Genomic DNA, 14,534 nt, shown 5'->3' on the forward strand with positions numbered 1-14,534 from the left:
CGCGAATATGACTTTCAATTAGAGACTATTGCAGTGTATGCCGAGAACTACGCCTCGCAGCGCCGCCATTCCGAAGCGGTCGCCGAGGTCCAGGCGCGGATCTGCAATTCCCCGCCCCGGTGAGGAACAGGCATGGGCGGATCGCAGGGCGAAAGCGTTTATGAGGAAGGCGTCGTCGTACGCGCCTCTCCAGCGCTCGACACGTCGCCCCGGCCGACAGGATGGCCCAGCCCTACCCTCGCCTGGTTCGCGGTGGCCGTACTGATGGTCGCCTACACAAGCTCGTTCATCGATCGACAGATCCTGACCCTGCTGGTGGACCCGATCCGCCGCGACCTGGCGATCAGCGACACCCAGTTCAGCCTGCTGGCCGGCATCGCCTTCTCCCTGTTCTACACCCTGATGGGCCTGCCACTGGCGCGGCTGTCCGACCGCGGCAGCCGCCGAATGATCGTGCTGGTCGGGGTCGCGGTCTGGAGCCTGATGACCGTGGCCTGCGGCTTCGCCGCCAGTTTCTGGGGCCTGTTCGCCGCCCGCATCGGCGTCGGCATCGGCGAGGCGACCCTGTCGCCGGCCGCCTATTCGCTGATCTCCGACTACTTCCCGCCGGAGCGCCGCGCCCGCGCGCTCGCCGTCTATTCGATGGGCCCCTATGTCGGCGCGGGCCTCGCCCTCATCATTGGCGGCCAGGTGATCGACATGCTGACCGCCGCGCCGCCGATCGCCCTGCCCGTTCTCTCTGAGCTTGCGCCCTGGCAGACCGCCTTCGTCCTGGTCGGCGCCCCGGGACTGCTGATCGCAGCGTTGTTCCTGCTGGTTCGCGAGCCGCCCCGCCGAGGCGTGGCCAAGACCACCCAGGCGCAGCAAGGGCTGGGCGCCTTCATGTGGTCGCGCCGCGCGGCCCTGGCGCCGCTGATCCTCGGCTTCTCAGTCTTTGGGATCGCCGGGGTTTCCTACATGGCCTGGACACCGGCGGTGTTGATCCGCCTGCATGGTTGGACGCCCGGGCAGGTCGGCCTAGGCTACGGCGCGATCCTGCTGTGCCTCTCGACGCCAGGCGTGCTGCTCGGCGGCTGGCTCTCCGACAAGCTGAGCGCCAAGGGCCGTACCGACGCGCCCGTGCGTGTCGCCGCGCTCACCATGCTCGCCAGCGCGCCCTTCGCCGCCATCGCGCCGTTCCTGGCCGACACCCGTCAGATGCTGGTGATGCTGGCGATCGCCAGTTTCGGCTTTGGGATGGTCAACGGCCTGCCTGCCGCGGCCTTGCAGGCCATCGCGCCAAACCAGCTGCGCGCCCAGGTGACGGCGGCCTATTTCCTGATCGGCAATCTGATCTCGCTGGGCCTTGGCCCGACCCTTGTCGCCGGCCTCAGCGACGGCCTGCTGGGCGGCCGCATCGGCGCCTCGCTTGGCCTGGTCAGCGGCACGGCCCTATTGCTTGCGGCGGGCTTGCTCGCCTGGAGTCTTTTCGCATTCCGAACCAGCGTCGCGAAGGCCGCGGTTTGGCAGGAGGAACACCCATGACCCACCCCGTATGGTTCGACGCCGCCAAGGCCCCCAGCGCCGAGGATTGCGTCGTCGCACGGCTGATAGACCGCCACGCCGCCGCGACGCCCGACAAGGTGTTTATGCGCTTCGAGAACGGCGAGGAATGGACCTGGGCGCAGACACGGCAGATCGCGCTCTCCACCGCCGCGGCCCTGCAGGCCCGCGGCGTGAAACCAGGCGACATCGTCGCGGCCTGGGCCCCCAATTCCGCGGCCCTGGCGCGCGCCTGGTTCGGCGCCAACTATGCCGGCGCGGCGCTGGCCCCCATCAACACCAGCTTCCGCGGGCGACTGTTGGAACACGCCATCGCCAAGACCGGCGCGCGCATCCTGGTGGTCCACCCCGACCTCGCCACCCGCCTGCCGGGCCTGTCGCTGGGATCGCTGGAGCGCATGATCCTGACCGGCGCGCGGCCGAACGAGCTGGATCTGCCGCTGGTCATCGAACCGCTCGCCGCCCTGGACGGTGAGGCCTCGGCCGCCGTGGCGGTGGAGGTGCAGCCCTGGGACACGCCGGTGATCATCTTCACCTCCGGCACCACCGGCCCGTCGAAGGCCGTAGTCACCTCCTATGTCCAGGAGTGGACCACCGCCCGCATCACCTACGGCTACATGACCGCCGACGACCGCATGCTGGTCAATCTGCCCATGTTCCATGTCGGCGGCATCAGCGGGATCATGGCGGCCCTGGCCAGCGGCGGTTCGATCGCCCTGTTCGAGGCCTTCGACACCCGCCGGTTCTGGAGCCTGGTGCGCGAGACGGGCTCCACCACCTGCAGCGGCTTTATCGGTGCCCTGACCAGCTTCCTGCACAAGGAGCCGGCGCGCCCCGACGACAGCGACAACCCCTTGCGGATCTGTACGCTCTCCCCGGTGTCCGAAGAGACGGTGGCCTTGGCCAAGCGCTTCGGCTTCGACTACGTGACCGGGTTCAACATGACCGAGGTCTCCTCGCCGCTGATCAGCGAAGTCAACGAGAAGACCATGCGCAGCTGCGGCCGCGCGCGGGCCGGCGTCGAGTGCCGGATCGTCGACGCCAACGACCAGACCGTGCCTGATGGCGAGGTCGGCGAACTGGTGATCCGCAGCGACCGCCCTTGGGAGCTGTTCAAGGAATATCTCGGCGATCCGCAAGCCACGGCCGAGGCCTGGCGCAACGGCTGGTTCCACACCGGCGACCTGCTGTCGCGCGACGCCGACGGCCTGTTCTATTTCGTCGACCGCAAGAAGGACGCCATTCGTCGTCGCGGCGAGAACATGTCCTCGCTGGAGATCGAGATGGAGGTCGCCGCCTATGAGGACGTCCGCGAGGTCGCCGCCTACGGCGTCGATCTACCGGGCGGCGAGCAGGAGGTGATGGTGTGCGTCGCGCCCAAGCCCGGCGCGACGATCGACCCCAAGGCCCTGCTGGAGTTCCTGATCCCGCGCATGGCCCACTTCATGGTGCCGCGCTTCGTGCGCATCGAGGCCGAGCTGCCGAAGACCCCGACCAACAAGATCCAGAAGGTCGAGCTGCGCAAGGAAGGCGTGACCGGCCAGACCTGGGACCGGGAAGCCGCCGGGATCACGGTGAAGCGCGAGAAGCTGTCCACCCACTAAAAGATCAGGGCGGAGGTCTTGAGACCTCCGCCCTGCTTTGCTTCCACGTCAGGAACCGCGCCGCCGATCCCCGATCGGCGGCGTTTCCGTATCCTCTAGACCGCCTTGGCGGTGACGGACTGATACTCGCCGACCAACTGATCGATGATGTCGGCCACGTGCTCGACGCCGCGAACCGCGCCGACGCCCTGCCCCGCCGACCAGACATCTTTCCAGCGCTTGGCGTCGTTGCTTTCCGGGCGGCCAAGGTCGATCTCGGCCTTCGCGCCCATCTTCGCCGGATCGAAGCCCGCCGCGACCAGGCTGCCCTTCAGCCAGTTGGCCGGTACGCCGGTCAGCGAAGCCGAGGTGATGATCTCATCAGCCGAGGCGTCGATCAGCATCGACTTGTAGTCGGGGTGCGCCAGGCTTTCTTCCGACGCGATCAGACGGGTGCCGAGATAGGCGAAGTCCGCGCCCAGGATCTCGGCGGCCCGCACCGCCTGGCCCGAGCCGATGGCCCCACCCAGCACGACGACGCCGTCGAAGAACTCGCGCACGGCCGGCACGAAGGCGAAGGCCGACAGCGCGCCCGTGTGACCGCCGGCGCCGGCCGAGATCAGCACCAGCCCGTCCACGCCGGCTTCAGCCGCCTTGCGCGCATAGGTCAGCGAATTGACGTCGGCGAAGACCATGCCGCCATAGGCCTGGACCGCCTGGACCAGCTCCTTGGGGCTGCCCAGCGCAGTGATGACGATCGGCGGCTTGTGCTTCAGCACCAGCGCCATTTCCTCGTCCGTCCGCTCATAGGAGCGATGGACCATGATGTTGATCGCCCAAGGGGCCTTGGTCTCGGCCGTGGCTGCAGCGATCTCGCCCAGCCACTCGTCGAGGATTTCGATGGTCCGGGCGTTGTTGGCGGGGAACGAGCCGATGATTCCCGACTTGCAGGCGGCGAGCACTAGCTCCGGCCCGGAGACCAGGAACATGGGTGCGGCGATGGCGGGAAGGCGCAGGCGCGCCTTGATCGAACCAATATCTTGCATCTGGTCTTCCGACGTCCCTTCAGCCCCCGGCGCGACCCTCGCGCCAATAAACTTGCAAAATGGAACTTATTGGCCGTGGGCGACGCCGTCAACCATGGTATGCGAACCCACGCTAGTTACTTGCATAAATGCACTTATCGAAATAGCCTGACCTCAGGGAAACAGGAAAGGCGTGGCCATGAGCCAAAATATGAAGGTGCTGGAGGCGATGATCGACGCTTCCAAGCGGAAGGATCATGAGGCCTTCCTCGAAACCATGACCGACGATCTTGAGTATCACTGGCACATGGGAACGCGGCCGATCCGCGACAAAGCCACGATGCGGAAGTTCCTGCGCAACTACGAGCTCGGCTTCGATCAGCGCGATTGGACGATCGTCAATTGGGCCGAGAAGGACGACAAGATCCTCGTGGAGGGCGTGGAGAAGATCTACGACCGCACCCGCGAGGTGCTGATTGACAACCCCTTCATGCAGGTTGTCGAATTCCGCGACGGCAAGATCTGCAAGCTGCGCGACTACTACGACTCCGCCCTGGTGCAAGCGCCGGCGCGTAAGGAAACCGGCTCGGAGACCGCCGCATGACCACCCTGACCACGACCGAAGCCAAGATCGACACCATCCGCCGTCTGCAGCAGGCGATCGCGACGAAGGACAAGCAGGCCTTCCTCGACTTCTTCGCGCCGGAGGTGGAGTACCACTACCATGTCGGCACCCGACCGCTGATGGGCCGCGACTGGGTGGAGAAATTCATCACCAAGTACTGGGCCGACAACTCCAGTTCGACCTGGATTATCGAGCGCCATTCCGAGACCGACGCTCACCTCTTCACCGAGGGCCGCGAGGAATACGTCAACGCCAGCGGCCAGGTGGTGACCCACCCCTATATGGGCATCATCGACTTCAAGCCGGACGGCAAGATCGTCGGCTGGCGCGACTACTTCCAGATGGCCGATCCGAACGCCACGAAGTAGCCGGCGACCTTGAGCGTTTCCCGGCTCCAACGAGCCAGGAAACGCCGACAGGGTTTTGGTCTCAGATCGTTTTTGAAGGCGCCGGATCTATGCCGGCGCCTTTGCTCTTTCGTCGCGCAGCGCGCTGCGGCGCACCTTGCCGGCGTCGTCACGCAGACGCTCAGCGGTCACCTCGAAGCTGCGCGGCAGCTTGTAGGGCGCGATCCGCGCGGCGAGGAAGGCCTTCACCGCCTCGACATCGAGCGGCCCGGCCTCGGCCGCCATTTCCAGGATCGCGTGCACGCGCTGGCCGAGATCCTCGTCGGGCAGTCCGACCACGACGCTGGACAACACGCCCGGATAGGCGTCGACCGCCGCCTCGACCTCGGCCGGGTAGATGTTGGCCCCGCCCGAGATGATCAGGTCGGTCCGTCGGTCGGCCAGGTAGAGGTAGCCCTCCTCGTCTATATGGCCGAGGTCGCCGAAGGTTTCCCATTCGCCGAGCGCGCGGGGTTCGGCCCCGATGTAGTGGTAGGTAGCGCCGCGGCCGCCGGCCGGCAGGAAATAGACCTCGCCAATCTCGTTCGGCGCGGCCTCCTCCCCGCCCTCATTGAGGATCTTGATCTGGCTGCCCGGCATCAGTCGGCCGACCGATCCCTTGTGCGTCAGCCACTCGCGGCCGCCGATGGAGGTGCCGCCCATGGCCTCGGTGCCGGAATAGACCTCCCAGACCCGATCGGGCCCCAGCCACTCAATCCACTTCTCCTTCAACCAGACCGGGCAGGCCGAGGCGATGTGGACGATCATCTCCAGCGAGGAGACGTCGGCCGCCGCACGCTCAGCGTCCGGCAAGCGCCAGATCCGGTGCATCATCGTCGGCACCAGATAGGCCCACTGGGCCTGATGCTCGCCGATCAGCCGCAGGGTCTCCGACGGGTCGAACCGCCGCGTGATCACCACATGGCAGCCCCAGCACAGCGCCATATAGGCCAGGCCGAACGGCGCGGCGTGATAGAGCGGCCCAGGAATGACCACCGTGTCGCCGCCCTCCATCCCGAGCGACGGGTTGTCGGGGTCGCAGACGGAGGGCGCGTGGTCGACGATCACCTTCGGACGGCCGGTGCTGCCGCCGCTGGCGATGGCCTTCACATGGGCCGCGATCTGTTCTGGCAGCGGTTCGGGCGACAGGGTTTCGTCATAGGTCGCCGCCTCGTCCATGAAGGCCACGCCCGCCGCGCGGGTCGCCTCCCCGCCGATGACCAGCCGCGGCTGCATCAGATCGATGATGGCGCTGAGCTCGGGCGCGGGCAGCCGGTAGGACACCGGCGCGGGTGTCGCCCCCAGGATCCAGGAGGCGAAGGCCAGCTCCAGGAACGCCGGGCCGTTCGGCAAGGCGATAGCCACGAAGTCCCCGGCGATGACCCCGGCGCGCTGCAGCGCCCGCGCCCGGCGATTGGCGCGGGCGGCGAACTCGGCCCGGGTCAGGGTCCGTCCGTCGCAGGTGACGGCAGGGCGATCCGGATCGCGCAGGGCCTGGAGGTCCAGCAGGATTCCCATGGCCCGCGGCGCGGGTGTGGCGAGCGTCGGCGACAGCAGGCTGCGGGTCACGCGGCGTTCCTTTCCATCAGCGGCCAGTGGAGATTTCGGTGACCTTGAGCATCTTCGCCATCTGACGTTCGAGGCCCTTGGGGTCTCGAGCCTGGGCGGCGCGGGTTTCGATAGCCATGCGATCGGTGTCGATCTCGTCCAGGCCGCGCTGGATGGCGCGGATCCCGGCCTTGGCGATCACTTCCGGCGGCTCCTTGGCACCCTGGACGTGGGCCGCCATCCGGGTGTCGACCGAGCCGACGATCAGGGCGCTGACGCTGGTTCCCTGGTCGGCCAATTCGGCGCGGATGCACATGGTCGCCGCCCGCATGGCGAACTTCGACGGGCTGTAGCCGCCCATGTTCGGCGCCGCGACAATGCCGCCCACCGACAGCACGTTGACGATCGCGCCGCCGCCGTTCCGCGCCAGGATCGGCGCGAAGGCGCGGCAGAGGGCGACAGGGCCGAAATAGTTGACCTCCATCTCCTCGCGCGCGCCGTCCAGGGTGTCGGAGCCGATCAGCAGGCCGTGGGTGAAGGCTCCAGCGTTGTTGACCAGGATCGAGACGTCGCCATGCGCCGCGGCGGCCGGGGCGATCTGCTCAGACTTGCTGACGTCCAGGGCGATGGCCGTGACTTTGCCGGGGAACTCGGTTTCCAGGTGGCGGGCCGAGGCCGGGTCGCGCACAGCGGCGTAGACGTGGGCTGCGCCCGCCCCCACCAGTCCGCGGACGAAGGCTTCGCCGATCCCCCGGTTGGCGCCGGTGACGAGCGCGGTGGCGTTGGTGATTTCCATGAGAGTCCCTCAGACTTGGTAGAGCGCGTCGTCGGGCTTCTTGCCCCCACGCAGCAAGGAATTGGGATCGGCGGTGATCCCGCCCCGGCCCCAGGTTTCAGTGATCGGCGTCTCGCGGTTCCACTCCCAGACCAGGGTGCGGCGGGCGATCTTCCACTGGCCGGCGCGACGCTCGAAGCGGTCGACGGTCCGGGCCAGGGTCGCGTTGTCAAAGCCGTCGTCGCCGGCCAGTACGCGCGAATAGGAGGTGATGTAGGACTCGGCCAACGCCTTGTCGCCGTCGAGCTCGATCATCAAATTGCTCATGACGTGGTTGATCAGGCCCGCGTTCGGCAACCGCGCCCTCAGCAGTTCCAGCCATTCGCTGGCCGGCCCCGAAAAGGTGCCGCCGTGATCCTCATAGGCGTCAGGGTGATAGGAGGCGGCGACCAGGTCGAAGTCTGCGCGGTCGCAGCCGCGCAAGGCCAGCACCAAGACCTCCTCGATCGCCTTCTTGTCGAGCAGCGCCTGAATGTCGGCGTCCCGATCCGCCATGGCCTCACCTCCCGCGTTTTTTAGTCTTTATGTGAAAGTTACATGGGCCTAGGGGGCGCGCAAGGGGCGAACAGCGGTTTGAAATCAGATTGACGGGTTAGTCGCGCCGCTCGACATGCGGCGTCCACGGCGCGGCCGGATCACGATGGTCGGTGCTGAACCAGCGCGGGAAGCCGTGCAGGGTCTGGCCGCCGTCGACCAGCAGGCTGGTGCCGGTGACATAGCCGGAGGCCGGGCTGCAGAGGAAGGCCGCGGCCTCGGCCACCTCTTCCGGCCGACCTGCCCGACCGAGCGGCGTAGCTGCGGCAAGGGTTTGCGGCACGCCCGGGGCGGCCAGCAGGCTCTCTGTCATCGGGGTCTCGATGACGCCGGGCAGAACGGCGTTGACCCGAATACCGTGTGCGCCCAGCTCCGAGGCCAGGATCTTGGCCAGCATGACCAGCCCAGCTTTCGACGAGCAATAGGCCGACAGCAGGTCGGTGGGAAAAACCGCGCCGGACGAGGCGTTCATGACGACGGCCCCGCCCCGTCCGCCGGCGATCATCCGCCGCGCGGCGGCCTGGACGACCAGGAAGGTCCCTGTGAGGTTGATGTCGACATGGCGCCGCCACTCCCGCGCCTCGATCTCCATCGCCGGGCGATAGCGGCCATAGCCGGCGTTGGCGAAGCAAAAGTCGAGCCGGCCGTCGGTCAGCAGATCCATCTGGCCGAAGGCGGCTTCGATACTGTCAGGATCGCCCTGGTCGTAGCCTAGGCAATCCACCTGGAAACCCTGCTCGCGCCAAGCCTGGACAAGACCTTCCAGATCCTCCAGCCTGCGGTCCAGAGCGATCACCCGCGCCCCGCGCCTGGCGAAAATGTCAACCGCCGCCGCGCCCATTCCACCGGCCGCGCCGGTCACCAGGCCGATACGACCTTCGAAGTCTCGCATTCCCGGGCTTCCTCTATGTCGCGGGCCGATGGAGAATCTCCTCGGCCTCATCACTTGCAATTACGGACTATTATCGTAGGGTTGGGTGCGCGTCACAATAAGACGCATGAGAGGGAAACCATGGCGATCTATCTTTTGGGCGGTCATCAGACGGACTTCGCGCGTGCGTGGTCTCGTGAAGGCCTCGACCTGTCGGACATGATGCGCGACGGGATCCTCGGCGCTCTGAACGCCTGTAAGCTGGACGCCGCGGACATCGACGCGGTCCATGTGGGCAACGCCTTTGGCGAGCTGTACCGCGGCCAGGGCCACTTGGCCGCCATGGTGGCCCAGGTGGTGCCGGAGCTGCACGGCGTGCCAGCCATGCGCCACGAAGCGGCCTGCGCCTCCAGCTCCATCGCCATTCTCACCGCCACCGCCGAGATCGAGGCCGGACGCTATGATTGCGTGCTGATCGCCGGCGTCGAGGAAGAGAAGAACCTGCCCGGCGACCAGGCCTCCAAGGTCCAGAACGCCGCGTCCTGGCAGGGCCGAGAAGGCATCGACTGCCAGTTCATGTGGCCCGCCGTGTTCGGCCGTCTGTCGCAGGAATATGGCGAGCGCTACGGCCTTGACCGCAAGTACCTGAACCGCATCGCCGAGATCAATCTCACCAACGCCAAGCGCAATCCGAACGCCCAAACCCGCAAGTGGTCCTACACCGCCGAGTCGTTCACCGACGACGACGAGGCCAACCCGATCATCGAACCCGGCACCCGTCGCCAGGATTGCGGCCAGATCACCGACGGCGCCTGCGCGGTCGTGCTCTGCTCCGAACGCTTCATGGAACGCTACGCCGCCCGGCGTGGCGTGAAGGCCGCCGACTTCCCGCAGATCCTCGGCTGGGGCCACACCAACGCCGGCATCCGCTTCCTCGACAAGCTCGAGCGCTCGCGGGGCCAGGAGTACGTCTTCCCCCACGTCCGCAAGGCCATCACCGACGCCTTCGGCCGTGCGGGCATCGAGGGGACCTCGGCCCTGGACGGCATCGAGACCCACGACTGCTTCACCTCGACCGAATACATGGCCATCGACCACTTCGGCCTCACCGCCCCCGGCCAAAGCTGGCGCGCGGTCGAGGAAGGCGTGATCGACTTTGGCGGAGCCTGCCCGGTCAACGCTTCCGGCGGTCTGATCGGCGGCGGCCACCCGGTCGGCGCCACCGGCGCGCGGATGCTGCTGGACGCTGGTCGCCAGGTCACCGGCACGGCCGGCGACTATCAGGTCGAGGGCGCCCAGACCTATGGCACCCTGAACATCGGCGGCTCGCTCGGGACCGTCGTGAGCTTCGTGGTCGGCCGCCGCGCCTAGCGCGGGGCTTAAGCCTTCCCGACTAAGGCCGCCCTCCGGCCGATGGTTTCCAGCGCCCGCCGTTAGGTGCAAGCTGCGACCAGAAGCCTGAGGGTGCGCCCATGATCTTCGAACAGATCGCGACCGGCGGATGCCAGTCCTATCTCGTCGGCTGCGAAGCCACGCGCGCCGCGGTGATCATCGATCCCGAACTCACCCAGATCGACCGCTATATCGGCCTCGCGAGCCAGCATGGCCTGCACGTGCGCTACGTCGTCGACACCCACACCCACGCCGACCACTTCTCTGCCAGTCGCGAGCTTGCGAAGGCGCTGCATACGCCGGTGGTGATGCACCGGCTGAGCCCGGCCCCCTACGCCGACATGCGGCTCGACGACGGCGACATGCTGATCGTCGGCGAACTTCGGCTGCAGGCGTTGCACACGCCGGGCCATACGCGCGACTCCATGTGCCTGGTCATGGCCGACCGGGTGTTCACCGGCGACACCCTGCTGATCGGCGGAACCGGACGAACCGACCTGCCCAGCGGCGATCCGCACGCCCTCCATGAAAGTCTGTTCGGCAAGCTCCTGAAGCTGCCGCCAGAGACGCTGGTCTTCCCCGCTCACGACTACAAGGGCTGCTCGTGCTCGACCATTGGCGCGGAAATCACCGACAATCCGCGCCTGCAGAAGACCGAGCGCGCGGACTTCGTGGCGATGATGCAGAGCCTCGACCTGTCGGCGCCCACGCACCTGACCGAGGCCCTGCGCACCAATATGAGCGGCGGCAAGACCGTCGCCCAGCTGCTCTCCGAGGCTGCGGCCAAGGTCCCCTTCATGTCCCTGGCCGAACTCAACGCGCGGATCGGCGGCAACAGCCGCGACATGGTCATCCTCGATATTCGCGAGAAGGACGCCTTCCTGGCCGGCCACATACCCGGCGCCGTGCATTTGCCGCGCGGTCAGCTGGAGCTGCGGGCCAATACCGACCTGCCCGATCCCACGGTGCGGATCCTCACCTGCTGCGAGTTCGGCAAGATCTCGACCCTGGCCGCCGCCACCCTGCGCGAGCTCGGCTACGGCCGGGCCGTGGCCCTCGACGGCGGCATGAAGGGCTGGCGCGAAGCCGGCTACGCCCTGGAAACCTAGCGCCCGGATCGGGCGCGACGGATGCGGCGCCCATAAGCTTGCAATATTAGACTTACTGTGAGAAGCCGAGGTCTAAGCCTGACGCTCACGTTCGATGCAGCGCGGCCAAGAGGAGACGCACGTGGACGCATGGATATACGACGCCGTACGCACCCCGCGCGGCAAGGCGCGGCCTGACGGCGCGCTCGCGGCCAACACCCCGCAGGCCCTGGTCGGCAATCTCGTCAACGCCCTTGAGCAACGTGGCCACGATCCCCGCGACAGCCAGGCCCTGGTGCTGGGCTGCGTCGGCCAGATCGGCGACCAGGGCGGCAATATCGCCCTGGTGTCCAAGCTGCATTCCGGCGTCTCGGAAGACGCCTACGCCTTCACCCTGAACAACTATTGCGTCTCTGGCCTGACCGCGATCGGCCATGCCGGGGCGATGGTGGCCGGCGGCGCGGTCCGCCAAGCCCTGGCCGGCGGTGTCGAGATGATGTCCCGCGTCGGCTTCATGGGCGACAACGCGGCCTACTACACCGACGCCAGCTTGCCCAAGCGGGCGCGTTATGTCCCGGTGGTCGTCGCCGCCGACCGGTTGGCGCAAGCCGAGGGCGTCGCCCGAGAGGCTCTGGACGCCGTCACCCTCACCTCCCAGACCCTGACCCGCGAGGCCGAGGACAAGCCCGCCCTGCTGGCCTCGCGCATCGCCGTCGACGGTCACACGAGCGAGGAATGCGCCCGCCCGTCGACCACCGCGGAATCGCTGGCCGCCATGAAGCCCGGCTTTGCGGCCCTGGCGGCGTCCTACGCATCGGCCCTCGAAGGCCCCATCGACCACCGCCATACCCTGGCCCATGCGCCGCCGGTCGCCGACGGCGCCGGACTGGCGGTCGTGGGCGGCGCGCCGACGCCGGCCAGGCCCGCCCGCGCCCGTATCATCGCCTATGCCGAGGCCGGCGGCGATCCGCACGCCTCGCTGCTCGCGGGTTTCACCGCCATGGACCGCGCCCTTGAGCGCGCCGGGCTCACCCTGGCCGACATGGACCGCATCGAGTTCATGGAGGCGTTCGCCGTCACCATCGCCAAGTTCCTGCGCGATCGCCCGGCCGATCCGCAGCGGGTCAATGTCGGCGGCGGCCATTTGGCCAAGGGCCATCCCATGGGCGCCACTGGCGCGATCCTGTTGTCGTCCCTGCTCGACGCCCTGGACGCTGCTGACGGCCGTCTGGGCCTCGTCGTCGCCACCGGCGCCGGCGGCGTCGGCGCGGCCATGGTGGTCGAACGCCTCGCCTAGAACTCTCCAGGAGACTGCGGCCCATGATCCTCGCACCGGCTGAACGCATCGCCGACCATCGGGCCAGGGGCTGGTGGGGCGACACGCGGATGAGCGACCTGTTCGACGCCCACGTCCGCCGCAAACCGGGCGCCCCGGCGGTCATTGACCCGCCGAACACCCAGGCCATCGTCGGCCGGCCGCCCCGCGAGCTCACCTGGGCGGAGCTGGACGACGAGGTGACGCGGCTGATGGCGGTGCTGCTTGGTCACGGGATCGGCAAGGACGACGTGATCCTGGTCCAGCTTCCGAATGTCGTCGAACTTACAGTGGCTTATCTCGCTTGCTTCAAGCTGGGCGTCATCGTCACCCCGGCCCCCGTGCAGTACCGGGAGAACGAACTTGCCGGCATCGTCCGGCGCACCGACGCCAAGGCGGCGATCACCGCGGCCTCCATCGGCGGGCAGGACCATGTCGCGCCGATGCGCTCCCTGCAGCCGGGCCTGGGCCCGATCTTCAGTCTCGGCGCGGCCGAGGGGGCGTTGGAACTGGCTCCGCTGATGGACCAGGTCGAAGCCGCCGAAATGGCCGCGGCGACGGCGGCCGCCGAGGCGGCGAACATCACCGCCGACGACGTGGCGACCATCTGCTGGACCTCCGGCACCGAGGCCGAGCCCAAGGGCGTGCCGCGCAGCCACAACGAATGGCTGATCATGGCCCAGGGCGTGATCGGCGCGGCCGGTCTGGCCGACGGCGCGCGGATGCTGAACCCGTTCCCGATGGTCAATATGGCCGGGGTCTCCACCGCCGTCGCCGGATGGCTGCTGGTCGGCGGCGTGCTGATCCAGCACCACCCCTTCGATCTGTCGATCATGCTGCAGCAGATGCGCGAGCGCGCCATCGACTACACGGTCGCCCCGCCGGCGGTGTTGAACCTGCTGACCCAGGACCCCAGCCTGCTGGAAGGCGTCGATTTCGGCCGTCTGCGCGCCATCGGCTCGGGCTCGGCGCCGTTGTCGGAGACGATGATCCGCGCCTTCCATGACCGCTACGGCGTCCACATCATCAACTACTTCGGCTCCAACGAGGGCATGTCGCTCTGCGGTACGGCGGCCGATATTCCCGATCCAGCCCACCGGGCGATCTACTTCCCGCGGGTCGGCGTCGCCGGCCATGACTGGGCCTATCCGCTCAACGACCGCTTCTTCACCCGCCTGGTGGATCCCGAAACCGAGCTGGAGATCACCGGCGCCGGACAGATCGGCGAGATGCGCATCAAGGGGCCGACCTTGTTCTCCGGCTATTGGCGCGCGCCGGAACTGACCAAGAAGGCGTTCGACGCCGAGGGCTGGTTCCGCACCGGCGACCTGTTCGAGATCGCCGGCGACGACGAGCAGTTCTACCGGTTCGTGGGCCGCCTGAAGGACATCATCATCCGGGGCGGCATGAACATCTCGTCCGAAGAGATCGAAGCCCACCTGATGGCCCACCCCGACATCGCCGATGTCGCCGTGGTCGGCGCCCCCGACGAGCGCCTGGGCGAGCGGGTCTGCGCTTTCGTTGTGGCCAAACCGGGCGCCGCGCCCACCCGGGATTCCATCAACGCCTTCCTGACCAGCCAGCGCAAGGTCGCCGTCTTCAAGCAGATCGAGCGTCTGGAAACCGTGACCTCCCTGCCCCGCAATCCGGTCGGCAAAGTTCTGAAGCGTCAGTTGCGGGACTCGCTCGTCACCGTGTGAGCCCGCCGTCACGTTTTTAGTCTCAAAAGACAAGTTGACCGATTGCTCACCCCTCGACACATCGATAGTATCATTTTGCAAGTTATAAAT

At 67.5% G+C, this 14,534-nt stretch carries 13 protein-coding genes; 8 read left to right on the forward strand and 5 right to left on the reverse strand.

The annotated features are described in order from the left end of the window. Positions 1 to 264 precede the first annotated feature (264 nt). On the forward strand, positions 265 to 1,524 hold the full coding sequence (locus ASE02_RS21685) for an MFS transporter (RefSeq protein WP_162257209.1): 1,260 nt from the start codon (positions 265 to 267) through the stop codon (positions 1,522 to 1,524). Further along, positions 1,521 to 3,146, forward strand: coding sequence for an AMP-binding protein (locus ASE02_RS21690; RefSeq protein WP_056737331.1), 1,626 nt, complete (start codon positions 1,521 to 1,523; stop codon positions 3,144 to 3,146). Before ASE02_RS21685 ends, ASE02_RS21690 begins: the two co-directional genes overlap by 4 nt. A gap of 95 nt (positions 3,147 to 3,241) precedes the next feature. On the opposite strand, the gene ASE02_RS21695 is transcribed toward ASE02_RS21690, so the two are convergent. Beyond that, on the reverse strand, positions 3,242 to 4,171 hold the full coding sequence (locus ASE02_RS21695; RefSeq protein WP_056737333.1) for a nitronate monooxygenase family protein: 930 nt from the start codon (positions 4,169 to 4,171) through the stop codon (positions 3,242 to 3,244). Between the two features lie 178 nt (positions 4,172 to 4,349). Here ASE02_RS21695 and ASE02_RS21700 point away from each other — a divergent pair, with 178 nt between their 5' ends. Both ASE02_RS21700 and ASE02_RS21705 read left to right on the forward strand, forming a co-directional pair. Continuing rightward, a complete protein-coding gene (locus ASE02_RS21700; protein WP_082602272.1) occupies positions 4,350 to 4,754 on the forward strand; it encodes a nuclear transport factor 2 family protein in 405 nt (134 codons plus the stop codon). Then, entirely contained in the window at positions 4,751 to 5,143 is a 393-nt protein-coding gene (locus ASE02_RS21705; RefSeq protein ID WP_056737336.1) for a nuclear transport factor 2 family protein, read from the forward strand. The genes ASE02_RS21700 and ASE02_RS21705 overlap by 4 nt, the downstream gene beginning before the upstream one ends. Before the next feature lie 87 nt (positions 5,144 to 5,230). Here ASE02_RS21705 and ASE02_RS21710 read toward each other — a convergent pair whose 3' ends face one another. The 4 genes from ASE02_RS21710 to ASE02_RS21725 form a co-directional block, all read right to left on the reverse strand. Then, positions 5,231 to 6,730, reverse strand: coding sequence for an AMP-binding protein (locus tag ASE02_RS21710; protein WP_235536780.1), 1,500 nt, complete (start codon positions 6,728 to 6,730; stop codon positions 5,231 to 5,233). Between the two features lie 16 nt (positions 6,731 to 6,746). Next, the gene (locus tag ASE02_RS21715; RefSeq protein ID WP_056737338.1) at positions 6,747 to 7,505 is read right to left on the reverse strand and encodes an SDR family oxidoreductase; all 759 of its coding nucleotides are present in this window, start codon (positions 7,503 to 7,505) and stop codon (positions 6,747 to 6,749) included. Between the two features lie 9 nt (positions 7,506 to 7,514). After that, on the reverse strand, positions 7,515 to 8,039 hold the full coding sequence (locus ASE02_RS21720) for a nuclear transport factor 2 family protein (protein WP_056737340.1): 525 nt from the start codon (positions 8,037 to 8,039) through the stop codon (positions 7,515 to 7,517). 97 nt (positions 8,040 to 8,136) lie between these two features. Then, positions 8,137 to 8,970: an SDR family NAD(P)-dependent oxidoreductase gene (locus ASE02_RS21725; protein ID WP_056737342.1), complete on the reverse strand. Its 834-nt coding sequence runs from the start codon at positions 8,968 to 8,970 to the stop codon at positions 8,137 to 8,139. Positions 8,971 to 9,090: 120 nt separating this feature from the next. On the opposite strand from ASE02_RS21725, the gene ASE02_RS21730 reads away from it, so the two are divergent. The 4 genes from ASE02_RS21730 (at position 9,091) to ASE02_RS21745 (ending at position 14,444) form a co-directional block, all read left to right on the forward strand. Continuing rightward, a complete protein-coding gene (locus ASE02_RS21730) occupies positions 9,091 to 10,320 on the forward strand; it encodes an acetyl-CoA acetyltransferase (RefSeq protein WP_056737344.1) in 1,230 nt (409 codons plus the stop codon). Between the two features lie 101 nt (positions 10,321 to 10,421). After that, complete coding sequence (locus ASE02_RS21735) at positions 10,422 to 11,450, forward strand: MBL fold metallo-hydrolase (protein WP_056737346.1); 1,029 nt, start codon at positions 10,422 to 10,424, stop codon at positions 11,448 to 11,450. Positions 11,451 to 11,571: 121 nt separating this feature from the next. Further along, entirely contained in the window at positions 11,572 to 12,726 is a 1,155-nt protein-coding gene (locus tag ASE02_RS21740; RefSeq protein WP_200957739.1) for an acyl-CoA thiolase, read from the forward strand. Positions 12,727 to 12,749: 23 nt separating this feature from the next. After that, the gene (locus tag ASE02_RS21745) at positions 12,750 to 14,444 is read left to right on the forward strand and encodes a class I adenylate-forming enzyme family protein (RefSeq protein ID WP_056737350.1); all 1,695 of its coding nucleotides are present in this window, start codon (positions 12,750 to 12,752) and stop codon (positions 14,442 to 14,444) included. Positions 14,445 to 14,534: the final 90 nt, after the last annotated feature.

The sequence above is a fragment of the Phenylobacterium sp. Root700 genome (assembly GCF_001429025.1).
Classification (GTDB): domain Bacteria; phylum Pseudomonadota; class Alphaproteobacteria; order Caulobacterales; family Caulobacteraceae; genus Phenylobacterium.

What these genes read in the sequence shown, in the direction of transcription:
- ASE02_RS21685 (WP_162257209.1), top strand. Translation starts at nt 265, where the DNA reads ATGGTCGCCTACACAAGCTCGTTCATCGATCGACAGATCCTGACCCTG.
- ASE02_RS21690 (WP_056737331.1), top strand. Translation starts at nt 1,521, where the DNA reads ATGACCCACCCCGTATGGTTCGACGCCGCCAAGGCCCCCAGCGCCGAG.
- ASE02_RS21695 (WP_056737333.1), bottom strand. Translation starts at nt 4,171, where the DNA reads ATGCAAGATATTGGTTCGATCAAGGCGCGCCTGCGCCTTCCCGCCATC.
- ASE02_RS21700 (WP_082602272.1), top strand. Translation starts at nt 4,350, where the DNA reads ATGAGCCAAAATATGAAGGTGCTGGAGGCGATGATCGACGCTTCCAAG.
- ASE02_RS21705 (WP_056737336.1), top strand. Translation starts at nt 4,751, where the DNA reads ATGACCACCCTGACCACGACCGAAGCCAAGATCGACACCATCCGCCGT.
- ASE02_RS21715 (WP_056737338.1), bottom strand. Translation starts at nt 7,505, where the DNA reads ATGGAAATCACCAACGCCACCGCGCTCGTCACCGGCGCCAACCGGGGG.
- ASE02_RS21720 (WP_056737340.1), bottom strand. Translation starts at nt 8,039, where the DNA reads ATGGCGGATCGGGACGCCGACATTCAGGCGCTGCTCGACAAGAAGGCG.
- ASE02_RS21725 (WP_056737342.1), bottom strand. Translation starts at nt 8,970, where the DNA reads ATGCGAGACTTCGAAGGTCGTATCGGCCTGGTGACCGGCGCGGCCGGT.
- ASE02_RS21730 (WP_056737344.1), top strand. Translation starts at nt 9,091, where the DNA reads ATGGCGATCTATCTTTTGGGCGGTCATCAGACGGACTTCGCGCGTGCG.
- ASE02_RS21735 (WP_056737346.1), top strand. Translation starts at nt 10,422, where the DNA reads ATGATCTTCGAACAGATCGCGACCGGCGGATGCCAGTCCTATCTCGTC.
- ASE02_RS21745 (WP_056737350.1), top strand. Translation starts at nt 12,750, where the DNA reads ATGATCCTCGCACCGGCTGAACGCATCGCCGACCATCGGGCCAGGGGC.